Consider the following 22,294-nt stretch of genomic DNA (forward strand, 5'->3'; position numbering starts at 1 on the left):
CGTCTCCTACGCTGCTCCCGCAGTTCTGGGCACCCTAAACGTTTGCTGAGAAATCCCTCTGAGCGTTCCTCATCCGCGCAGGTCGGCGCGGTCTCAGCGGGGGCGCACAAGCCGTTCAGAAGGAACGTTCAGCTTCGGGACCGAAAGTAGTCGACCGAACGACCCAAATCATACGGGGGGACAACCTGTGACTACTCTCGACGAACGGGCCGCGGTGCGGAGGCCGGGGACCGGCCGGCAGCCGGTGCGCGCCCGGCCCGAGCACGTGCTGGTCCCGATCGGCCTGGGAGCGGCCGCGGTGATCGCGCTGTGGTGGCATGACACCCCGGCCATCCACGGATTCGGCGACTGGCTCACCAACGCGGGACGCATCACCGGGCTGCTGGCCGGATTCGCGGCCGTCGTCCTCGTCGGCCTCATGGCCCGGGTCCCGGCGCTCGAGCGCGGGGTCGGCACGGACCGGCTCGCCCGGTGGCACGCGATGGGCGGCCGGTACATGGTCTGGCTCGTCATGGCGCACGCACTCCTGATCATCTGGGGGTACGCGGTCACCGCGCACACCGACCCGATCCACCAGACCAAGACGCTGCTGCTGAGCTACCCGGACGTGCTGATGGCGACCGTCGCGGGCCTGCTCCTCGTCGGTGTGGGCGTCGTCTCCGCCCGCGCCGCGCGCCGCCGGATGCGCTACGAGACGTGGTACTACCTGCACTTCTACACCTACCTGGCGATCGCGCTGGCGTTCAGCCACCAGTTCGCGACCGGCGCCGACTTCATGACGAACCTGCCCGCCCGCGTGCTGTGGTCCGCGCTGTACATCTTCGTCGGCGTGCTCCTCCTCTGGTTCAGGTTCGCGGTGCCGATCCGGCGGGCGTTCCGGCATCGGATGCGCGTCGAAGGGGTGTACCACGAGGGCCCCGGCGTCGTGTCGGTGTGGGTCCGCGGCCGGCACCTCGACGAGTTGCGGGCCGAGCCGGGCCAGTTCTTCCGCTGGCGGTTCCTCACCCGTGACCTGTGGTGGGCCTCGAATCCGTACTCGCTGTCGGCTCCGGCCCGGCCGGACATGCTCCGCGTCACGGTGAAGACCTTCGGAGAGCACAGCGGCGCGCTGTCCCGGCTGCGTCCCGGCACGCGCGTGTTCGCCGAGGGCCCGTACGGCGCCTTCACCTCGGGACGGCGCCGGCGGCGGAAGGTGCTGCTGCTGGGCGGCGGCGTCGGCATCACCCCGATCCGCACGCTGTTCGAGACGCTCCCGGCCGCTCCCGGCGACCTCACGCTCATCTACCGGGCCACCGACTGGTCCGACGTGGTCTTCCAGGAGGAGCTCCGCCAGATCGCGAAGGCCCGCGGCGCGGGGCTGCACTACATGGTCGGCTCGCGCCGGAAACTCGGAGCAGACCCGCTGTCCCCGCAGGTCCTCACGCGGCTCCTGCCGGACCTGAGCGACCACGACGTCTACCTCTGCGGCCCGGACGGCATGGCGAACGCCGCGAAGGCGGCCCTCCACCAGGCGGGCGTGCCGCGCCGCCGCATCCACCACGAGTCTTTCGAGTTCTGAGTTCCAGGGGGATAAGAGCACATGAAGAGGGCGATCCTCACCATCGTCGGGACCGTCGCCGGTCTGGTCCTGTTGTTGAGCTTCAAGACGCACTCGGCGCCGAGCACCGCCTCCGCCGGAGCCACGCTGGGCACGGGTTCGGGTACGGACAGCGGCGGGGCGGCTCCGGCGCCGAGCGACAGCAGCGGCGCGAGCGCCGGCACCGGGAGCGGGACCAAGACGGGAGGCGGCAGCGGCCGGACGTCGAAGTCCACGACCCGTACCGTCACCGGGAGCACCATCGACACGCGCTGGGGCCCCGTCCAGGTGCAGGTCACGCTCAAGGACGGGAAGATCACCAAGGTTCAGGCGCTCCAGCTGCCGAGCGGCAACCGCCGCGACCTGGAGATCAACAACTTCGCCGTGCCGCAGCTCTACCAGGAGACCCTGTCGGCGCAGAGCGCGCAGATCGACGCGGTCTCCGGCGCCACCTACACCAGCCAGGGCTACATCCAGTCGCTGCAGAGCGCGCTCGACAAGGCCGGCAAGTGACGGCGCTGCGGCACGCCGAGCCGTGCATGGGAACGATCTTCTCCTTCGACCTGCGCGAGCCGTACCCGCGCGACGGCGCGCTGGACGAGGCGATCGCCTGGCTGCACTGGGTGGACGCGACCTTCTCGACGTACCGCCCGGACAGCGACATCAGCCGGCTCGCGCGCGATGAGGTGGACGTGGTCGACTGCGCGCCCGAGGTGGCGGAGATCCTCGCCCTGTGCGACCGGCTCGCCGAGACCACCGAGGGCTGCTTCAGCGCCTACGCCGACGGCTCGCTCGACCCGTCCGGCGTGGTCAAGGGCTGGGCGATCGAGCACGCCGGGAGCATGCTGCGCGCGGCCGGCGCGCCGAACCACAGTGTCAACGGGGGCGGCGACATCCAGCTGTCCGGCGGTCCCGAGCCGGGCCGTCCGTGGCGGGTGGGCATCGCCGACCCCCTGCGCCCCGGCTCGGTGGCGACGGTCGTCGCCGGGCGCGACATGGCCGTGGCGACCTCCGGGACCGCCGAACGCGGCGCGCACATCCTCGACCCGCACACCGGACGGCCTGCGGACGGGCTCGCCGCGGTGACGGTCGTCGGGCCGAGCGTCACCCTCGCCGACGCCTACGCGACCGCCGCCTTCGTCATGGGGGACGCCGCCCGCGACTGGATCGAGGGCCTGGCCGGTTACGAGGCGTACGGCATCGGACTCGACGGAGGGACCTGGGCCACGTCCGGTCTGCGCGGCGACGCCTCCCCTCAGCCCGTGGCCAGGTCCGGCAGGTCGACCATGTCCACCAGGTCCGCGATCGAGTCGGCGACCCGCTGCGGGCGAAAGGGGTAACGCTCGATCTCGCCCCGGGAGGTCACCCCGGTCAGCACCAGGATCGTGTACAGACCGGCCTCCATGCCGGACACCACGTCGGTGTCCATGCGGTCACCGATCATCGCGGTCTCCTCGGAGTGACCGCCCACCGTGTTCAGCGCGTTGCGCATCATCAGGGGGTTCGGCTTGCCGACGAAGTACGGCTCGACCCCGGTGGCCTTGGTGATCAGCGCGGCGACCGCGCCGGTGGCGGGCAGCGAGCCCTCGTTGGACGGGCCGATGGGGTCGGGGTTGGTGGCGATGAACCGCGCGCCCTTGTCGATCAGGCGGATCGCGGTCGTGATCGCGGTGAAGCTGTACGTCCGGGTCTCGCCCAGGACGACGTAGTCAGGGTCCAGGTCGGTCAGGACGTACCCGACCTCGTGCAGGGCGGTCGTCAGGCCGGCCTCGCCCAGGACGTACGCCGAGCCGCCGGGGCGCTGGTTGTTGAGGAACTGTGCGGTGGCCAGCGCGGAGGTGTAGATCGACTCGATGGGGATGTCGAGCCCGGCCGCGCGGAGCCGGACGTGCAGGTCCCTCGGCGTGTAGATCGAGTTGTTGGTCAGCACGAGGAACCGCTTGCCGGCCTCCCTCAGCCGGGAGAGGAACTCCTTGGCCCCGGGCACGGGCTGCCCCTCGTGCACCAGTACGCCGTCCATGTCCGTCAACCAGCAGTTGATCGGCTTGCGCTCAGTCATGCGACCAAATATCCCGCATGACCATGGACGTTATCCAGCCGGGCCATTCCGGCAGGTGAGACGTCGACGGTCGGGGAGGTGGCCGGACGGCGGATGGCGCTCTCCTCAGCGGCGGAGGCGGTTGATCACCCGGTCGATGCCGCTGGGCGGCGGTCGCCGGAACGGCGCGGCCAGCCGGGTCCGGCTCGTACGGCCGCGCAGCGTCACGGCGCTGCCGAGCCGCCAGTGCGCGGCCTCGCCCGGCCCGGCGGCCGCGACGACCGTTTCCGAGGCGAGCAGCCGGTCCGGCGCGGCCTTGGCGAGGTCGCTGAGCCGCGCGGCCTCGTTGACCGGATCCCCGATCACGGTGTACTCCAGGCGCTGCTCCGCGCCGATGTGCCCGGCGACGACCTGCCCGGCCGACACCCCGATCCCGGCGACGAGCTGGGGGAGCTCCGCCCGCAGGCGGCGCGACAGCTCACGGGCGGCGGCCAGCGCCTGACCCGCCGGGTCCTCGAGCCGCTCGGGCACGCCGAAGACGGCCAGGGCGGCGTCGCCCTGGAACTTGTTGATCAGCCCGCCGTGCCGGGCCACCACCTCGACGACGACGCCGAAGTACGCGTTGAGCAGGGCGACGACCTCGCCGGGCGGCCGCGTCGCGGCCAGGTGCGTCGAGCCCTGCAGATCGACGAAGAAGACGGCCGCCTCGCGCAGCTCACCGCCCAGCACGACGCCGTGTTCGAGGGCGTGCCGGGCGACGTCCTCCCCGACGTGCCGGCCGAACAGGTCCCGCACCCGCTCGTTCTCCCGCAGCCCCGCCGCCATGTGGTTGAACCCGGCCTGCAACCGGCCCAGCTCGCTCGCGTCATAGACCGGGACCGACGCCTGAAGATCGCCGCGTTCGACCCGCGCCAGCCCCTCCCGCACGGACCGGACCGGGTCGGCGATCGCGCGGGCGGCGATGTAGGTCACCGGCGCCCCCACGAGCAGGGCGACGCCGCCGAGCACGAGGATCGTGCCGGCCAGCTGGGTCAGGGACATGCCGTCGACGACCAGCGCGGCCACCGCGGCGGCGACGGAGCCGAGGACCGGGACCGCGCTGCCGAGCGCCCACGCGAGCATGGCGCGGGGCGTGATGCCGAACCACGCGTCGTACTGCGCCGGCCCGGCCGCCATCACCACCGCCGCGATGGGCCGCAGCAGGCGCTCGGTGAGCAGATACACGATCGCGCAGGTGGTGACGCCGCCGAGCGCCGTGATCATGCCGACCTTCAGGGCGAGCAGGCCGGAGTAGGGCGCGTCGATCACGGCCCAGCCGACCGCGCCCAGCCCCCACAGCGTGCCCTGCATCGCCAGCAGCCGCAGGGGACCGCGCAGCACGCCGCGCCGCTCCTTCTCGGTCGGGTCGTGCTCGTGACCGGCGAAGGTGCGCACCGGGCGGAACAACCACAGCCCCCAGGTGACGCCGATCGGCGCGCCGAACACGAGATAGGCGCAGAAGACCAGGAGGTTGACGAACCGGACGTGCGCGGGGTCGGCGATCCCCGGCGGGTCCGGCATCACGAACGTCGAGAAGAGCAGGACGAACAACGCGCCGGCGAGGTTCGCCCCGCCGACCGCGACGATGAGCAGCCACCGCGTGCGGCGTTCGAGCACCGCACGTGAGGCGCCCGGCGGCCCGTCCAGCCGCCCGTGGAGCCCCTTGTTCGTCACCGCTTTGGCGGCCACCGCCCGACTGCCTCCTCGCGCATCTGTGGAAGACCAGTGTGACCGATCCCCGGGAGAACCCGCGCGCGGAGGTTCACAGACCCACCTCCGACGAGGGCGGAACCCAGGGTTTCGGCCTCAGGGCAGGCACCCGGGACGGGGAGAGGGCCTCGGCCTCAGGACGCCGGCCCCGACGAGGGCGCGAACCCGGCCTCAGGGCCGCGACGAGGGCGCGACCTCGGCCTCGCCCGAGCCGACGGGGGTGAACGTGATGAGCCGCTGCCGGGCGTCGCCCGCGAGTTCAAAGTTCTCGAAGCAGAACGTGAGCGTGCCGAGGACTCCGTGGTGGAACCTCTTGACGCCGTACGTGCGCACGTCGACGTCACCGCCCGCCCACAACCGGCGGAAGTCGCCGCTGCCGGAGTGCAGCTCCCGGATCAGCGCCGACAGCTCGGCGTCGCCGGGGTACCGGCCGGCGGCGACCCTGAGCTCACCCACCGTCGCCGCGGCGACCTCCTCCCACTCCACGTAGAACACCCGTCCCTCAGGAACCAGGAACTGGAACCGGGCCAGGTTCCCGCGCGCCGCCGGGAAGGTGTCCAGCGCGAAGATCTGCTTCGCGCCCGGGTTCCCAGCCAGCAGGTCGAACCGGTCGTTGATGACGATGGCGGGCACGTTGATGAGACCCAGCAGGCGCCGCAGCTCCGGCCGGACGATCTCGACCGGAGCGACGTGCCCGGTCCGCCGCCGGGCCGGGCGGGCCAGGACCCGCAGATGCTCGCGCTCCACCGCGTCGAGACGGAGGACCTCGGCCAGGGAGTCGAGCACCTCATCCGAGGGGCGGGTGGCACGGCCCTGTTCGAGCCGCTGGTAGTACTCCGCGCTGATCCCGGCGAGCTGGGCGAGCTCTTCCCGGCGCAGGCCGGGTACCCGGCGCCGGGCACCACCGCGCAGTCCGGCGCTCTCCGGGCTGACGCGGGCCCGGCGGGTCCGCAGGAACCGCCCCAGCTCCCGGTGATCTTCCATGCCCGCCAGTATGCCCGGCCCGGTCACGGCGGCCTCCGGCCCTCGGGCGCGAGCCGGTGGCGCGCATGCGGAAGTGGTGCGCCCAGGGTGGCCCTGCGAGTACCCGTAACAGTGGGGGACTGGGTGACGGGACGAAGCGGCGGCAGGCTGCGGGACGTCCCCGGCCGACGGGGACCCGAGTCCACGAGAGACGGAGATTCCTGCCATGTGTCACAGTGTCGACGCCCTGCCGCCCGCCGCCCCTGTCGTGACCGGGGAGGTCGCCGAGCACGGACCGCTGGAGCTGACCGCGGCCGACGGGAATCGCTTCCGGGCCTACCGCGCGGTTCCCGGCGTTCCCAACGGGCGCAGTGTGCTCCTGCTCCCGGACACCCGCGGCCTGCACCCCTTCTACGAGGCCCTGGCCCGGCGGTTCGCCGAGGCGGGGTTCCACACTCTGGTGATGGACTATTACGGGCGCAGCGCCGGTACCGGAGCCCGTGACGAGTCGTTCGACGAGATGGCGCACCTCGAGCGGCTGGAACCCGCGCACGTGGAGACCGACGCGGCGGCGGCCGTGGCGGCCCTCCGCCGGTGGGACGGCGGTCCGGTGTTCAGCGTCGGTTTCTGCCTCGGCGGCGGGACCTCCTGGCGGCTGGCCGCGGCCGGCCTCGGGCTCGCCGGAGCTGTCGGCTTCTACGGTCCGCCACGCTTCTTCGGCGACCGGACGGCCGATCTGTCGGCACCGCTGCTGATGCTGCTCGCCGGTGATGACGTCGTGACCACGCAGGAGGAGTTCGACGCGCTCGCGGCGGGATTCGACGAAGCCGGGAAGGAGTACGAGATGCACGTCTACCCCGGAGCGCCGCACTCCTTCTTCGACGCCGCATACGCGGAGTGGACGGAGGCCTGCGCCGACGCCTGGCACCGCATCCTCGACTTCACCCGTCGGCACGGCGACGCCCGCGCGTCCTGATCCTTCCTGCCGTGGCCCCTCCCCGCAGGCTCGGCCTCTCGCCGGCCGAGCAGGCCCCTGCGGCTGCGCTGTCCGCGCCGGAGGCGGCCGGCTCCCGCGGCCGGACGGCCTCGTGGGACGGTAGGTCGCATGACCGTGATCGGGAGGATGGGGCTCGGGCTGGCCGCCCTGGGGCGACCGGCGTACATCAACCTCGGCCGGGACGGCGCACTGCCCGCCGAGCGGACGGTGGAGGCGATGCGGGCGGCCGCCTGGCGGGTGCTGGACGCGGCGTACGACGAGGGGATCCGCTGGGTCGACGCCGCCCGCTCGTACGGACTGGCCGAGGAGTTCCTGGCCGGCTGGCTGGACGACCGGGGGCACCGCGACGTCACCGTCTCCAGCAAGTGGGGCTACGCCTACGTCGGCGAGTGGCGCCTGGACGCGGACGTGCACGAGGTCAAGGAGCACTCCCTGGCGAGGTTCCGGGACCAGGTGGCGCGGAGCCGGGAGCTGCTCGGCGACCGCCTCGCGGTGTACCAGATCCACTCCCTGATGGCGGACGGCCCGGTGTTCGCCGACGCCGCCCTGCAGCGGGCCCTGGCCGAGCTCGCCGCGGAGGGCGTACGCGTGGGCTTCTCCACGTCCGGCCCCGCCCAGGCCGAGACGGTACGGCGCGCGCTCGACCTCGAGGTCGACGGGCGGCCTCTCTTCGCGGCCGTGCAGTCGACCTGGAACGTCCTGGAGCCCTCGGCGGGCGACGCGCTCGCCGAGGCGCACGCCCGCGGCCTGCACGTCCTCGTGAAGGAGGGGCTGGCCAACGGCCGGCTCGCGGTCGAGCCGCCCGCGGCCGTACGCGAGATCGCGGCGGCGCACGGGGTCGGGACGGACGCGGTCGCGCTCGCCGCCGTGCTCGCCCGGCCCTGGGCGGACACCGTGCTGGCCGGGGCGGTGAGCGTCGCGCAACTGGCGTCCAACCTCGCGGCCCCGCGCGTCCCGCTGAGCGACGACGACCTCGCCGCGCTGGACGCGCTCGCGATCCCGCCGGAGGAGTACTGGAGGCGCCGCGCCGCCTTGCCGTGGACATGACACGGTATTGACTGAAACACCGTACGGAACCGACCTATATCGGCGAACATGGCTATTGACGCGATGATCGCTATCCGCGACAGTCGTGACACTTGGAGCGAGGAACACGTGTCATGAAGCGGGACGAGAGGCTCGGTGCATGGGTGGATCCGACGTCAGGGGCGCCGTACTGGCGCTGATGGCGACCCTCATCTACTACCTGGGCTTCATCGTCTTCCGCGTCGCCGCGGGCCGCATGCCCGAACTGCGCGGGACCCGGCCGCTCCGCCTCCTGCAGTACACCTACACGGACTGGCTGTGGCTGTCCGGCCTGGTCATCGTGCTGGCCGGGGTGGCCACCCAGGTCAAGGCGCTGACGATGCTCCCGCTGAGCCTCGCCCAGCCGATCTTCGCCGTGAGCCTCCTGTTCATCCTCTTCTACGCCGGCGTCTTCTTCGGCGAGCGGCTCACCGGCCGGGAGTGGGCCAGCGTGGGCCTGTTCGGCCTGGCGACCGCGATGGTCGGCGCGTCGAACGGCCGGCACGAGGTGCTGACCTGCGCCGTCGCCGGACCGCTCACCCTGACCGCCGTCGTCGTCCCCGGCGTGCTGGTCGGTGTGGCGGTCCTGGTCGGCGGTGACATCCGGACGTTCGGCAGGCACGCCCGGCCGCTGGCCGGCATCGCCTACGGGATCGGGTCCGGCGTCAGCCTCGGCGTCTCCGAACTGGCACTGAAGGGAGTGGCCGCGGTCTACAACGCGCACGGGCTGGCGGCCGCGGCGTACGGCACGCCGTACCCGTACGTCGCGGTCGGGATGGCGGCGCTCGGCCTGGCCCAGCTGCAGATCGGCCTTCAGCGCTGCCGCATGTCGATCGTCGTGTCCGTGCTCACCGTGACCGCCAAGACCCAGCTCGTCATCCTCGGCGCACTGCTGTACAAGGAGCCGTGGCCGTCCGACCGTCTGCTGGTCATCCTCCGGATCGCGGCGTTCGTCCTGGCCGTGGTGGCGCTGGTGCTGTTCCCCCGGCACGACGCGGTGGAGGAGCGTCCCGGCACCGCGCTGGTGCCCTCCGCCCGCGAGCGCGCCTGACCTGACGCAAAGGGTCAAAAGCGGTATTTGTCATCTGATGTACTTCGGCGTGCGTCTAAGGGGCAGGGACTCGCGCGGCACCGCGCGTGACGGATCGATGAGGTGGAATGGCCGACAACGACGCTGACGACGTGACGCCGGAGGAGGCGTCGCCGAAGGCGCCGGACTCCGAGGGCCCGGCGGGCGAGACGCCGGCCGCGGAGACGCGACGGGGCGAGAAGAACGACCAAGGCCCGGCAGGCGAGCCTGGTGAGGGCGAGCCCGCGGCGGCGCCGGGTTCCGCGAACGAGGAACCCGGCGAAGGGTCCGCCGCCGAGGGACCCGGCGAAGGGGCCGCCGCCGAGGGACCCGGCGAAGGGTCCACCGCCGAGGAACCCGGTGACGAGTCCGCCGCCGAGGGGGCCGGCGGCGATGAGCCCGCCGAGGGCGGGGCCGGTGAGAAGGCGCCCCCGGTTCCGCCGGAGCCCGTGCGCCGCCGTGGGCGGCGCGTCCTGCGCTGGGTCGCGGTCGGCGTGGTGCTCGCGCTCGTCGCGGCGGGCGGCACGGCCTTCGGCCTGTACGAGAAGCTGCAGGGCAACATCACGAAGGAGCACGTCGACCAGCGGCAGCTGGGTACGAACCGCCCGCCGAAGCTGAACAAGTCGATGAACATCCTGCTGCTCGGCTCGGACTCCCGTGACGGGGAGAACCATGAGTACTGGTCGCCGGACATCGCCGGTGAGCGCTCGGACACGACGATCCTGCTGCACCTGTCGCCGAACCGGGACCGCGCGGTGGCGATCAGTTTCCCCCGTGACTCCATGGTCCACGTCCCGGAGTGCCGGAAGAAGAAGGGCGGCACGGTGCCGGCCTTCTTCGGCATGCTGAACGCCGCGTTCGCCTACGCCGGGGCGACCTGCACCTGGAAGATGATCGAGGCGGACACCGACATCCACATCGACCACTACGTCAAGATCGACTTCGCCGGGTTCAAGAAGGTGGTCGACGCGCTGGGCGGGGTGGAGATCTGCGTGCCGCAGGCGGTGAACGACCCGCGCGCCAACCTGTCGCTGAAGGCCGGCCGCCAGGTCGTCAAGGGCAACGACGCGCTGGGGTACGTCCGTACGCGCTACGGCCTCGGCGACGGCTCGGACCTGGAGCGCATCCAGCGGCAGCAGAAGTTCATGGCCTCGGTGGTCAAGAAGGCCACGAGCCAGGCCATGCTGACCGACCCGACGCGCACGTACCGCTTCCTGAACGCCGTGACCAAGGCGATCTCGACCGACGACGACTTCAGCGTCTCCGCGATGAGGAAGCTCGCGACCAGCCTGAAGGGGATGAGCGCGGGCACCGTGCGGTTCGTCACCGTGCCGACGCAGACCTACCCCAAGGACCCCAACCGGGTGCAGTGGGACATGGCCCAGGCCGGTCCGCTGTTCGACGCCATCCGCAAGGACGACGACCTGCCCGCACCGAAGCCGGAACCGTCCATGCCGGTGGCGCCGAAGCCCGACGAGGTCAAGGTCACCGCGGTCAACGCGCCGAAGAAGGCGGTGCAGGACCTGAAGAGCCAGGGCTTCCACGTGAAGGCGGCGAAGGGCCCGGCGCAGCCGCAGACCAGGATCCTCTACGGGCCGGGCGCCGAGCGCTTCGCCGACGCCCTGGCCGTCGCAGTGCCGGGTGTGGTCATCGCGGCCGACAACACGGTCGCGCCGGGCACCGTGTCCTTGGTCGTCGGCCCCGAGGGCGTGCAGGTGAAGGCCCCGGACATCCCGAAGGTGAACGGGGAGATCAACGCGGCTCAGAATCCGTGTCAGTGAGGACGGCGTCGTTGGGCCGGGGGCCGGAGCGCAGGCCCGCCCACAGTCCCCGGCCCAGGTCTCGTACGAGCGCCGTCCGGTCGGCGGAGCCCGCGAGCGTACGGGCCCAGCGGCGGGCCGTCGCGCCGGCGTAGAGCAGGCGTTCGCCGGGGCCGAGGCAGCGGCTGCGGGTGAACAGCCAGACCTTGTTGCGCACCTCGTGGAAGAACCGCCGCCCCGGATCGAAGTCGGGGGAGGCGGTCCTGTGCACGGCCACGCTGTCCCGGCAGAGCAGGCCGGCGCGCCCGCGCAGCAGCCGCAGCGTGAACTCGAAGTCGTCGTTCCAGAGGAAGTAGTCGGCGATCGGCAGCCCGCGCTCCCGTACGGCCTCGGCGTCGACGAGCACGGACACGAAGGACGCGGAGCGGATCCGGGCGCAGCCGGGCACGGCCGACGGCCGGGACCGCGGGGTGTTCATCGGGTGGTCGCGGCCGTCGGTCCAGACGACGCGGCCGGCGACGAGCGCGGGCGGCCGCCCGCCGCCGTCGCGCCCCCGGTCGCGCGCCGTCAGGAGGGCGGCCAGGGCGTCCGGCTCGGGCACCGTGTCGTCGTCCAGCAGCCAGAGCGCGTCCGCCCCGGTGGCCAGGGCGTGGGCGATCCCCGTGGCGAAGCCGCCGGCGCCGCCGGTGTTGCGGGGGAGCGCCAGCAGCCGGACGCCGGGGAAGCGTTCGCGGACGAGGCGGGCGGTTCCGTCGGCCGAGGCGTTGTCGACGACCACGATGCCGTCGGGCGGGCGGGTCTGCTTCTCGAGGGCGGTCAACGCCTCGGTCAACAGATCTCGTCGGTTGTGCGTGACAACCACGGCGGCGATTTGGGCGTCTTTCAGCTGACACCTCACCTATCACCGAGTTGGGCCATCAATGAAGTCGGCAAAAGTAGCATAAGATGCATTCCGCCTCAGTGGCCGCATCGCATCCCCCTCCACCCCGAGACGGACGCATGGCCGAACCCTTCGCGCTTCTCCTCACCGTCTACGGCGGGGACCGGGCGGACCGCGTCCGCGAGGCGTTCCGCAGTTCGGTGGACGCCCAGACGCGCCGGCCCGACCAGGTGATCCTCGTGCAGGACGGGCCGGTCCCGGCGGAGCTCGCCGGCTGCCTGGCCCGGCTGACGGAGGGGAGCCCGGTGCCCGTGACGTTCCTCCCGCTGGAGCACAACGGCGGCCTGGGCCTGGCCCTGGACGCCGGGCTGGCGGCCAGCCGGTACGACGTGGTGGCCCGCATGGACGCCGACGACATCGCCATGCCGCACCGCTTCGCGACGCAGCTGCCGGTGATCGAACGCGGGGCCGACCTGGTCGGCGCGGGAATGCTGGAGTTCGGGACGGGCCGGGACGACATCGTCGGCAGCCGCACGCCGGTCTCCGACCCGGAGCACATCGCGCGCTACGCCCGGCTGCACGATCCGTTCAACCACCCGACGATCGTGTACCGGCGCACCGCCGTCCTGGCCGCGGGCGGCTACGGCGACATGCCGCTGATGGAGGACTACTGGCTGTTCGCGCGCATGATCGCGAGCGGTGCCAAGGTCGTCAACCTGCCCGAGCCGCTCGTGTACTACCGCGTGGGCGAGGGCGCGTACGAGCGCCGCGGCGGGCTGACGCTGCTGCGGGCCGAGCTGCGCCTGCAGCGTGAGCTGCGGCGCAGCGGCTTCACCACCCTCGCCCAGTACGCGCGCAACGTGAGCGTCCGCGGCGGGTACCGGCTGACGCCGACCTGGATCCGCAAGCCGCTGTACCGGCGGTTCGTGGCCCCGCGCGGCGCGGGGGAGCGGACCCCCGTGGAGGAGACGAGTGAACGCTGACCTGGTGGTGGCCGGCGCCGGCCTGTTCGGGCTGACCGTCGCCGAGCGCTGCGCCCGCGACCTCGGCCTGCGGGTGCTGGTCGTCGAGCGACGCGACCACATCGGCGGCAACGCCTACAGCGAGACCGAGCCGTCCACCGGCATCGAGGTCCACCGGTACGGCGCGCACCTGTTCCACACCTCCAACGAGCGGGTCTGGGAGTACGTCAACCGGTTCACCGCCTTCACCGACTACCGGCACCGGGTCTTCACGGTCTTCAAGGACCAGGTGTACCCGATGCCGATCAACCTGGGCACCATGTGCGCGTTCTTCGGCCGGGCGATGTCCCCGGACGAGGCGCGGGCCCTGATCGCCGGGCAGGCCGCCGAGATCAGTGACCCCGCGAACCTGGAGGAGAAGGCGATCTCGCTGATCGGGCGGCCGCTGTACGAGGCGTTCATCCGGGGCTACACGGCGAAACAGTGGCAGACCGACCCCCGCGCGCTGCCGGCGGAGATCATCACGCGCCTGCCCGTGCGCTACACCTTCGACGACCGCTACTTCGCCGACCGGTACGAGGGCCTGCCCGTGGACGGCTACGCCGCCTGGCTGGAGCGCATGGCCGACCACCCGGGGATCGAGGTCCGCCTCGGCACGGACTTCTTCGACCTGGACGCCGTCGGCAACGTCCCGGTCGTCTACACCGGCCCCCTCGACCGCTACTTCGGCCACCGCGAGGGCGCGCTCGGCTGGCGCACCCTGGACTTCGAGCTGGAGGTCCTGCCGACCGGCGACTTCCAGGGCACCCCGGTGATGAACTACGCCGACGAGGACGTCCCGTACACCCGGATCCACGAGTTCCGGCACTTCCATCCGGAGCGGGACCATCCGGGAGATCGAACCGTGATCATGCGCGAGTACTCTCGCTTCGCCGGGCCCGCCGACGAGCCGTACTACCCGATCGACACGCCCGCCGACCGCGCGATGCTGCACCGCTACCGGGAACTGGCCCGCGCGGAGAAGGACGTGCTGTTCGGCGGCCGTCTCGGCACCTACAAGTACCTGGACATGCACATGGCCATCGCGTCCGCGCTGACCATGTACGAGAACCGGCTGCGGCCGCGTTTCACCGGAGGCACGGGATGAGGGTCCTGCAGCGCGTCGTGCTGCCCGTTCGACGCGATCCGGACGTCGTGAGCCTGTACGTCGACGGCCGCGTCGTATGGAGCGGGGCCGACAGGGACGGCGCGGCGGCGCGATGGTCCGCGGCACGGGCCGGCTCCGAGGCCAGGATCACCGGCCGGCGCGGCCTCGTCGTGCCGACCGGCCGGCGGGTGTCGTTCTGCACCTACTTCAACGCCTTCCCGGCGAGCTACTGGCGACGCTGGAGCGTGGTCGACCGCGTCACGCTGCGGCTGCGGCTGCGCGGCGACGCCATCGTCAACGTCCACCGCTCCACCGGCAAGGGCCTCACCCAGAAGGTCACGCAGGTGGAGGTCGACGCGAACATCACCGTGGTCCGCGAGATCGACCTGCCCCTGAAGCCGTTCATCGACGGCGGCTGGTACTGGTTCGACATCGTCGCCGGCGACCGCGACGCCGTCCTGGACGGCGCGGAGTGGTGCGCCGACTCCGACCGGCCGCGGGGCAGCGCGAGCATCGGCATCACGACGTTCAACCGGCCGGAGTTCTGCGTCGAGCAGCTGCGGGCGATGGGCGAGGCGTGCGACGTGCTCGACGTCGTCGACGAGATCTTCGTCGTCGACCAGGGCACCGACCGGGTCGAGGACCACCCCGACTTCGCGGCCGCCGCCGAGTCGCTGGGCGGCCGGCTGCGCCTCATCGACCAGGGCAACATCGGCGGCTCCGGCGGATTCTCCCGCGCGATGAGCGAGACCCTCGACGCCGGGCGGAGCGACTACGTCCTGCTCCTCGACGACGACGTGACCGTCGAGCCGGAGGGCATCCTGCGCGCGGTGACCTTCGCTGACCTGGCCCGTACCCCGACGATCGTCGGCGGCCACATGCTCGACATCTTCCACCGGTCCGTGCTGCACGTCTTCGGCGAGACGATCGCGCGCTACCGCTGGTGGATGACGCCGGCGGCGCACACCTTCCTCGGGCACGACCTGGCCGAGCACCCGCTGCGCCACACGCCCTGGCTGCACCGCCGGGTCGACGTCGACTACAACGCCTGGTGGATGTGCCTCATCCCGGTCGACATCGTGCGCAAGGTCGGGCTGTCGCTGCCCTTCTTCATCAAGTGGGACGACATCGAGTACGGCATCCGCGCCGCGAAGGCGGGGTTCCCCACGGTGTCGCTGCCGGGCGCGGCGGTCTGGCACGTGCCGTGGCATTCCAAGGACGACACGCTGGACTGGCAGGCCTACTTCACCGAGCGGAACCGCATCATCACCGCGCTCATGTACTCGCCGTACAAGCGGGGCGGCAACATGCTCAAGGAGAGCCTGTTCATCGCGACCAAGCACGCGCTGGCGATGCAGTACTCCACGGCCGAGCTGATGCTGCTCGCCATCGAGGACGCGCTGCGCGGCCCCGAGCACCTGCACGCGTCGATGACCACGAAGATGGCCGAGCTGCGGGCCCTGCGCGCCGGGTTCCCCGACGCGCAGGCCAAGCCGGACATCGACAGGTTCCCCAAGGTCAAGCGGCGCAGGCCGCCCCGGCGCGGCCGCGAGCCGGAGCCTCCCCACGGGCGCAAGGCGATGGTCAGGACCGCGCTCGGCGGAGTGCTCCGGCACTCCCGGCCCGTCGACTCCCACCCCAGGAGGCATCCGGAGGTGGCCGTGCCGCACGTCGACCAGTCCTGGTGGCTGCTGTCGCGCTACGACAGCGCCCTGGTCACCTCGGCCGACGGCACCAAGGCGGCCTGGTACCAGCGGGACCCCGCGCGGTTCCGCTCCCTGCTGCAGCGGGCCACGGCCCTGCACGCGCGCCTGGCGTACGAGTGGCCGCAGCTGAGCCGCCGCTACCGCGCCGCCATCCCCGACCTCGCCTCGCCCGAACGCTGGCGCGAGACGTTCGAGGCCGCGCGGCCGGAGAAGCCGTCCGAGGCGGCGACCGGCCCACAGGATCCGTCCGAGGCGGTGACCGGGTCGGAGACGGCGGCCGGGCCGGAGGAGACGTCCGTGGCACCGGCCGGGCCGGAGGAGACGTCCGTGGCACCGGCCGGGCCGGAGGAGACGTCCGTGGCACCGGCCGGGCCGGAGGAGACGTCCGTGGCACCGGCCGGGCCGGAGGAGACGTCCGAGGCCGCGGAACGGCCGGAGGAGCGATGACGGTTCCGCCCCTGACCGCGCCGGGGAGCGGCGGCGGTCTGCTGGAGGTCGCCCGGCGGAGGTACCTGCTGCGGCTGCTGGTGCGCCGGGAGCTGCGCAGCCGCTACCAGGGATCCCTCCTCGGACTGGGCTGGTCGTACGTCCGTCCCGCCGTCAACTTCGCGGTCTACTTCTTCGTCGTCGGCATCTTCCTGAAGATGAGCAAGTCCATCCCCGGGTACCCGGTCTTCCTGTTCTCCGGGATGGTGCTGGTCAGCTTCTTCACCGAGACGCTGATCACCAGCACGTGGTCCGTCATCGGGAACGCGCCGCTCGTCCAGAAGATCTACCTGCCGCGCGAGATGTTCCCGGTGTCCTCGGCGCTGGTCTCGGCCGTGCACATGGTGCCCGGCATGGCGATCCTGTGGGGCGGCGCGCTGCTCGGCGGCTGGCGGCCCTCCACGCTCGCGTTCGGGTCGATGGCACTCGGCCTGGCGATCGTCGCCGTGCTGGGCCTGGCGTTCGGCCTGCTGTTCGCCGGGATCAACGTCTTCTTCCGCGACTTCGGCCAGGTCGTCGACATCCTCAACATCGTCATCCCGTGGACCGCCCCGATGATCTACCCGTGGACGGCCGTACAGGACTCGGCGGGGAACGGCCTCGGCCTGCAGATCTACCTGTCCAACCCGCTGGGAACGGCGACGCTGCTGTTCCAGCGGGCGTTCTGGTGGCCCGCCGACCCGCGTCAGGCGCACCTGCCCGACGGCACCCCGACGTTCCCGGACGGCAGGCACGCGTTCCCCGACCACCTGACCGTACGAGGACTGGGGAGCCTCCTCGCGGCCGTCGTGCTGCTGGGGCTGGCCCAGATGGTCTTCTTCCGCCTGCAGCGGCGGTTCGCCCAGGAGCTCTAGTTGGAATCGATCGTCGTCGACGGCGTGACCAAGCGTTTCACGCTGCGCCACGCGCACTCCATCAAGGAGATGACCGTACGCGCCGCGCGCCGTCAGAGCCTGTCGGAGCGGTTCACGGCCCTCGACGAGGTGTCGGTCACCGTGGAGCAGGGCGAGTCACTCGCCCTGATGGGGCTCAACGGGTCGGGCAAGAGCACGCTGCTCAAGCTGATCTCCGGTGTCATGCAGCCCGACGCCGGGTCGGTCGGAATCCGCGGCCGGGTCGCGGGCCTGATCGAGGTCGGCGCCGGCCTGCACCCCGACCTGACCGGCAAGGAGAACATCTTCCTCAACGCCGCGATCCTCGGCATGAGCAAGGCGGAGACCCAGGCCAGGTACGACGAGATCGTCGCATTCTCCGAGATCGAGAAGTTCCTCGACACGCAGGTGAAGTTCTACTCCTCCGGCATGTTCATGCGGCTGGGCTTCTCCGTCGCCGTCCACACCGACCCGGACGTCTTCCTCGTCGACGAGGTGCTTGCCGTCGGCGACCCGCCGTTCCAGAAGAAGTGCCTGGAGCGCATCGAGCAGCTGCACGGCGAGGGACGCACGCTCGTCATCGTCTCCCACGACATGGGCACGCTGGAGAAGGTCTGCGGGCGGGGCGTCGTGTTGCGCGAGGGCCGGGTCGCGTTCGAGGGCGAGATCACCGAGGCCGTCGACTTCCTCAATCCGCCGGACGGCCCCCTCGACGCCGCCCGCCGGCAGCGGGGTCGTGAGGAGGCCAGGCTCGCCGCCGCCACGCTCAAGGCGGAGAAGGCCGCGGCGGCCGAGGCGGCCAAGCTGATCGACGAGCTCATGCCCGACGCCACGGCCCTGCCGGACCCGCAGGCGACGCTCGAGTACGCCCTGTCCCTCGCCGAGGGCCAGGAGGGGATGGCGCTGGAATTCGGCGTCTTCTCCGGCCGTACGCTGCGGACCATCACCGCCGCCTGCGACGGCAAGAACGTCTTCGGCTTCGACTCCTTCGAGGGACTTCCCGAGGACTGGCGGGAGGGCTTCCCCGCCGGCACCTTCGCCGTGGACGCGCCCCCGGAGGTGCTCGGCGCGGAACTGGTCGTCGGACTGTTCGAGGACACCCTTCCCGGGTTCCTCGACGAGCACCCCGAGCCGGTCGCCTTCCTCCACCTCGACGCCGACCTGTACTCCTCGACGCGGACGGTCCTGCGTCACGTGGGACCGCGCCTGCGGCCCGGCAGCGTCGTCGTCTTCGACGAGTTCTTCGGCTACCCGGGGTGGCGCGAGCACGAGTACCGCGCGTGGACGGAGTACGTCGAGCGGGCCGGCCTGCGGTTCCGCTACGAGGGCTACACGCGCGGCAACGAGCAGGTCATCCTGCGGATAACGGAGCGGTGATGAGTACGAAGCGATGGGTGTACGCGGCGGTGGCCGCGCTGGTCGCCGGCGCGGGCGTCACGGTGGCCGCGACCCACTCCGGCGGAGGACGGGCCGTCGACACAGAGGCCGCCGAACCGGCCGCGGCGACCCGCCCGGACGGAGGACGGCCCCCCGGCACGGGCGCCGCCGCGGCGGTCCGCCCGGACGGACGGCGGGCCGCGGGAGCGGGCGCCGCCGCATCGGCCGCCGCGAGGCCGCTGCGGGCCGGCACCGGTCTGTACCCGCGCGTCGTCCGCCTCGCGCACAGCGGTGCGGCGAACGGCCGCGTCATCGCGAGCGTCGTCACGTTCACGGGGAACGCCGGCCTCGGCTCGGTGTACGAGAGCACGGACGCCGGCAGGACGTTCCGGCAGATCGGCTCGATCGCCGACTCGTACGGCGCCGCGGGCAAGGGCGCGTGTTGTGGCACGCTGTACGAGCTGCCGAGGAAGGTCGGCACCAGCCCGGCCGGCACGCTGCTCTGGGCCGCCGCCTTCGGCCGGAACGTCACGCCGGACCGGCGCATGACCATCCGGCTGTGGCGCAGCCTCGACCATGGGCGCACCTGGGCGTACCTGTCCACGATCGCCACGGCGAAGACGGCGGGCGGCCTGTGGGAGCCCGAGCTGACCGTGTCCTCCGACGGCAGGCTGGTCGCCTTCTACTCCGACGAGACCGATTCCCGCCACAGTCAGAAGATCGTGCGCGTCCGCTCCTCCGACGGCCGTACCTGGACCGGCCGCACGGACACCGTCGCCTTCACCGCCAAGGCCGAGCGGCCGGGCATGCCGGTCGTACGCCGCCTGCCGAACGGCCACTACGTCATGAGCTACGAGGCCTGTGGCTCCCGAAAGTGCGAGGTACGGCTCCGGACGTCGGCGAACGGATGGAGCTGGGGCAAGGCGACGACGCCCGGCACCCGCCCGAGCGTCGGCGGCCGCCACTTCGCCCACGCCCCGACGATCGCGCCGCGCCCCGACGGATCGCTTCTCCTGGTCGGCCAGACACTGGTGACGGCGAGCGGATCGGCGGCCTCCGGCAACGGCCGTACGCTCTTCGTCGGCGCGAAGGGCGGCGCCGGTACCTGGCGCGCGGTGACCGCGCCGGTCGCCGTCCCGGACGCCCGCAACGACTACTGCCCCAACTACAGCTCCGCGCTGCTCCCCGCGGCCAAGGGCACCTCGGTTCTGGAGATCGCCACGGACTACGCCGGCACGGTCTGCACCCCGTACTTCGCGACCGCCGCCACGGGCTGAGCCGCGATGCCATCGACGAACGGTTCCACGGCGGCCGGCGCGCAGGACGCGGCGCCGACGAAGACCGGGGACGCGCGCGGACCCGTACGGCCGCCGGGACGGCTCCGCGAGCTGGACCTGCTGCGCTTCGTGGCCGCCGCCGCCGTCATGCTGCACCACTTCACCGGGGTGCCCGCGCCGGAATGGCCCGGCGGCAGCGCCCGGAAGATCTTCCCCGGCCTGGGGGAGGTGACGCGGTGGGGCTTCCTCGGGGTCGAGCTGTTCTTCCTGATCAGCGGCTTCGTCATCCTGATGAGCGCCTGGGACCGCGGCGTGGGCGACTTCGCCGTGTCCCGGTTCACCCGGCTGTTCCCGGCCTACTGGGTGAGCGTGTGCCTCTCGCTCGGCGCGTACCTGGCCTTCCGCTCCTACGTCCCGTTCGGGCCGGGGACCGACGGGCCCGTCATGCGGTTCCTGCCGAATCTGACGATGCTCCAGGAGGGCGTCGGGTCCCAGCGCATGGAGGTCGTCTACTGGACCCTCTATGTGGAGCTGCACTTCTACGCGCTCATCGCGCTCCTCGTCTGGCGGGGCGTCACGTACGGCCGGTGCGTCGCGTTCATGACCGGCTGGCTCCTGCTCAGCGTGTTCGCCATGGAGGCCGACTTCGGCTTCGCCAAGGTCCTGCTGCTGTGGCGGTACGCGCCGTTCTTCGTCGCCGGGATGGGGTTCTTCCTGATCTACCGGTACGGGAGCAACCTCATCGTCTGGCTGCTCATCGCCGTCGCCTGGGCGCTCGGCTGCTACTACGACCTGAAGTACAACTTCCCCGACTTCATCGTGCCGGGCGTCTCGGAGTACGTCATCCCGGCCGGCGTCACGTTCGTCTTCGTCATCATGGCGCTCGTCGCGACGCATCGGCTGGCGTGGCTGCGCTGGCGCGGCCTCACCCTGCTGGGGATGCTCACCTACCCGCTGTACCTGGTGCACCAGACGATCGCGCGGACGCTCGTCCCACGTCTCTACCCGCACCTGAGCCGGTGGGCGGTGCTCGGCGTCCTGATCGCCGTCGCGCTGGTCTCGGCCTACCTGATCTACCGGCTCGTCGAGGCCCCCGCACAGCACCGGCTGCGCGCCCGGCTGAAGACCGCGCTGGCGCAGATCCGCCGGAACGGCCTTCCCGCGGAGGCCCCGGACGGGGTTCGCGGCGACGCGGCGGCGCGACGCCCAGGGGACGATGCCGAGGTGCCGTCGTCCTGAGGGAGGTCAGCGGGCGGGCGCCAGGTCGATCGCGTCGATCTCCGCGCTGCAGGTCTGCCGGGTGAACCGGATCGTGTTCCGGCCCGCGTTCAGCCAGACGTCGACGGCGGTGATGGTCCACTGGTCCCAGCCGTACGGGCGGTAGACCAGCCGCTCCCGCGGCCGCCCGTTGACCGAGAGGAGCTGGCCGCACGGTGCGTCCATGCCGTCGGCGGCGCGCACGTACATCCGGTAGCGGCCGCCGCTCGGCAGCGGGAGCGCGAACTCCAGGTAGCTGTCCGGCGCGGCGAGGTACCCGGCCTTGCCGTTGCCCGACGCCCGTGACGTGGTCAGCCGTTCGCCCTCGTTGATCGTCGTGTACGCCGGCTTCTCCGCCTCCCACCGCGTCATCGGGACGCCGGTCAGCGCGGCGTACCACCGCGCCGCCATCTTGGAGTAGCCCCCGTAGGTCGGATGGATTCCGTCGGCGGACAGGTCGGCCCTCGTGAGCGCCGCGTGCATGTCGACGAGGTGGACGTGCCGGCCCCGTGCGGCCCGCGCCGACACGATGCCGGGGATCGCCGCGTTGTACCGCCGGGCGAGCCGGTCGCCGGCCGGGTCGGCCAGCGGGACGATCGTGGCCACGTACACCTGCGCGTCCGGCAGCGTCGCGGTGATGAGATCCACCAGCGCGGCCAGCCGCGCCGGAGCCTGCGGCAGCGCGCTCCGCTGAATGACGTCGTTCGTTCCGATGTGCAGGAGGACGACGTCGGGACGGTAGACCCGCAGCCACTCCCGCACCCGGACGGCCAGCTGGTGGATCCGCCATCCGGGATGGCCTTCCTCGTTACGGTCGCCCAGCTGCGGGGGACCGGTCGCCCGTGACCCCACGAAGTCGGCCGACCTTCCGTCGGCCTTCAGGTACTGCCACAGATCGCTGCGGTAACCACCGGACGTCTGCAGCCCATCGGTGATCGAGTCTCCGAGCGGCATGATCCGCAGCGGCGGACGGGGCGTGGCGCTCGGGGTGGGGCGACGGGGCTCGGTGACGGCAGGGGATCTCACCTCCGCGCACGCCGCCGTGACGAGCAGGCAGGCGCTCGCCACGGCCGCCAGCGTGGCCCGGAGGCGGCCGGTCACGACCGCGCGGCC

At 72.0% G+C, this 22,294-nt stretch carries 19 protein-coding genes; 14 read left to right on the forward strand and 5 right to left on the reverse strand.

All coding sequences use genetic code 11. The features are described 5' to 3' along the window. The first annotated feature begins 187 nt into the window (after window positions 1-187). Genes NE234_RS25665 through NE234_RS25675 form a run of 3 tightly spaced genes read left to right on the forward strand, consistent with a single transcriptional unit; the run spans window position 188 to window position 2,916 of the window. Window positions 188-1,558, forward strand: coding sequence for a ferredoxin reductase family protein (locus tag NE234_RS25665; RefSeq protein ID WP_252783196.1), 1,371 nt, complete (start codon window positions 188-190; stop codon window positions 1,556-1,558). A 21-nt stretch (window positions 1,559-1,579) separates the two neighbouring features. Further along, a complete protein-coding gene (locus NE234_RS25670; RefSeq protein WP_252783197.1) occupies window positions 1,580-2,089 on the forward strand; it encodes an FMN-binding protein in 510 nt (169 codons plus the stop codon). Then, window positions 2,086-2,916: an FAD:protein FMN transferase gene (locus tag NE234_RS25675; RefSeq protein WP_252783198.1), complete on the forward strand. Its 831-nt coding sequence runs from the start codon at window positions 2,086-2,088 to the stop codon at window positions 2,914-2,916. The genes NE234_RS25670 and NE234_RS25675 overlap by 4 nt, the downstream gene beginning before the upstream one ends. Here NE234_RS25675 and NE234_RS25680 read toward each other — a convergent pair. The 3 genes from NE234_RS25680 to NE234_RS25690 all read right to left on the reverse strand — a co-directional run bounded on the left by NE234_RS25680 (window position 2,832) and on the right by NE234_RS25690 (window position 6,347). Next, window positions 2,832-3,635: an HAD-IIA family hydrolase gene (locus tag NE234_RS25680; protein ID WP_252783199.1), complete on the reverse strand. Its 804-nt coding sequence runs from the start codon at window positions 3,633-3,635 to the stop codon at window positions 2,832-2,834. The two genes, NE234_RS25675 and NE234_RS25680, sit on opposite strands and share 85 nt — an antisense overlap. A 105-nt stretch (window positions 3,636-3,740) precedes the next feature. Next, window positions 3,741-5,342, reverse strand: coding sequence for an adenylate/guanylate cyclase domain-containing protein (locus NE234_RS25685; RefSeq protein ID WP_252783200.1), 1,602 nt, complete (start codon window positions 5,340-5,342; stop codon window positions 3,741-3,743). A gap of 192 nt (window positions 5,343-5,534) precedes the next feature. Beyond that, window positions 5,535-6,347 (reverse strand): helix-turn-helix transcriptional regulator, encoded by an 813-nt coding sequence (locus tag NE234_RS25690; protein ID WP_252783201.1) that lies wholly within the window; start codon window positions 6,345-6,347, stop codon window positions 5,535-5,537. A gap of 205 nt (window positions 6,348-6,552) precedes the next feature. Between NE234_RS25690 and NE234_RS25695 the strand changes: the two genes are divergently transcribed. The 4 genes from NE234_RS25695 to NE234_RS25710 all read left to right on the forward strand — a co-directional run bounded on the left by NE234_RS25695 (window position 6,553) and on the right by NE234_RS25710 (window position 11,238). Then, window positions 6,553-7,302 carry a dienelactone hydrolase family protein gene (locus NE234_RS25695; RefSeq protein WP_252783202.1) on the forward strand — a complete coding sequence of 250 codons (750 nt, stop codon included), beginning with the start codon at window positions 6,553-6,555 and terminating at the stop codon, window positions 7,300-7,302. Window positions 7,303-7,431: 129 nt separating this feature from the next. Next, complete coding sequence (locus tag NE234_RS25700; protein ID WP_252783203.1) at window positions 7,432-8,370, forward strand: aldo/keto reductase; 939 nt, start codon at window positions 7,432-7,434, stop codon at window positions 8,368-8,370. Between the two features lie 139 nt (window positions 8,371-8,509). Beyond that, window positions 8,510-9,439: a DMT family transporter gene (locus NE234_RS25705; RefSeq protein WP_252783204.1), complete on the forward strand. Its 930-nt coding sequence runs from the start codon at window positions 8,510-8,512 to the stop codon at window positions 9,437-9,439. A gap of 107 nt (window positions 9,440-9,546) precedes the next feature. Then, a complete protein-coding gene (locus tag NE234_RS25710) occupies window positions 9,547-11,238 on the forward strand; it encodes an LCP family glycopolymer transferase (protein ID WP_252783205.1) in 1,692 nt (563 codons plus the stop codon). Here NE234_RS25710 and NE234_RS25715 read toward each other — a convergent pair. Continuing rightward, on the reverse strand, window positions 11,210-12,115 hold the full coding sequence (locus NE234_RS25715; protein ID WP_308206929.1) for a glycosyltransferase: 906 nt from the start codon (window positions 12,113-12,115) through the stop codon (window positions 11,210-11,212). The two genes, NE234_RS25710 and NE234_RS25715, sit on opposite strands and share 29 nt — an antisense overlap. 101 nt (window positions 12,116-12,216) lie before the next feature. Between NE234_RS25715 and NE234_RS25720 the strand changes: the two genes are divergently transcribed. Genes NE234_RS25720 through NE234_RS25750 form a run of 7 tightly spaced genes read left to right on the forward strand, consistent with a single transcriptional unit; the run spans window position 12,217 to window position 21,163 of the window. Continuing rightward, window positions 12,217-13,080 carry a glycosyltransferase gene (locus NE234_RS25720; protein WP_252783207.1) on the forward strand — a complete coding sequence of 288 codons (864 nt, stop codon included), beginning with the start codon at window positions 12,217-12,219 and terminating at the stop codon, window positions 13,078-13,080. Beyond that, a complete protein-coding gene (gene glf, locus NE234_RS25725) occupies window positions 13,070-14,206 on the forward strand; it encodes a UDP-galactopyranose mutase (protein WP_252783208.1) in 1,137 nt (378 codons plus the stop codon). The genes NE234_RS25720 and glf overlap by 11 nt, the downstream gene beginning before the upstream one ends. Further along, window positions 14,203-16,359, forward strand: a complete 2,157-nt coding sequence (locus tag NE234_RS25730; RefSeq protein ID WP_305886718.1) for a glycosyltransferase — start codon at window positions 14,203-14,205, stop codon at window positions 16,357-16,359. The genes glf and NE234_RS25730 overlap by 4 nt, the downstream gene beginning before the upstream one ends. Further along, the gene (locus NE234_RS25735; protein WP_252783350.1) at window positions 16,356-17,252 is read left to right on the forward strand and encodes an ABC transporter permease; all 897 of its coding nucleotides are present in this window, start codon (window positions 16,356-16,358) and stop codon (window positions 17,250-17,252) included. Before NE234_RS25730 ends, NE234_RS25735 begins: the two co-directional genes overlap by 4 nt. Then, window positions 17,253-18,647, forward strand: coding sequence for an ATP-binding cassette domain-containing protein (locus NE234_RS25740; protein WP_252783209.1), 1,395 nt, complete (start codon window positions 17,253-17,255; stop codon window positions 18,645-18,647). It begins immediately after the preceding gene. Next, complete coding sequence (locus tag NE234_RS25745) at window positions 18,647-19,924, forward strand: sialidase family protein (protein WP_252783210.1); 1,278 nt, start codon at window positions 18,647-18,649, stop codon at window positions 19,922-19,924. The genes NE234_RS25740 and NE234_RS25745 overlap by 1 nt, the downstream gene beginning before the upstream one ends. Before the next feature lie 6 nt (window positions 19,925-19,930). Next, a complete protein-coding gene (locus NE234_RS25750) occupies window positions 19,931-21,163 on the forward strand; it encodes an acyltransferase family protein (RefSeq protein ID WP_252783211.1) in 1,233 nt (410 codons plus the stop codon). A 6-nt stretch (window positions 21,164-21,169) separates the two neighbouring features. Here the strand turns inward: NE234_RS25750 and NE234_RS25755 are convergent, their stop codons facing one another. Next, window positions 21,170-22,282: a GDSL-type esterase/lipase family protein gene (locus NE234_RS25755; protein WP_252783212.1), complete on the reverse strand. Its 1,113-nt coding sequence runs from the start codon at window positions 22,280-22,282 to the stop codon at window positions 21,170-21,172. Between the last annotated feature and the right edge of the window lie 12 nt (window positions 22,283-22,294).

The organism is Actinoallomurus rhizosphaericola, from assembly GCF_024055675.1.
Taxonomy (GTDB): domain Bacteria; phylum Actinomycetota; class Actinomycetes; order Streptosporangiales; family Streptosporangiaceae; genus Actinoallomurus; species Actinoallomurus soli.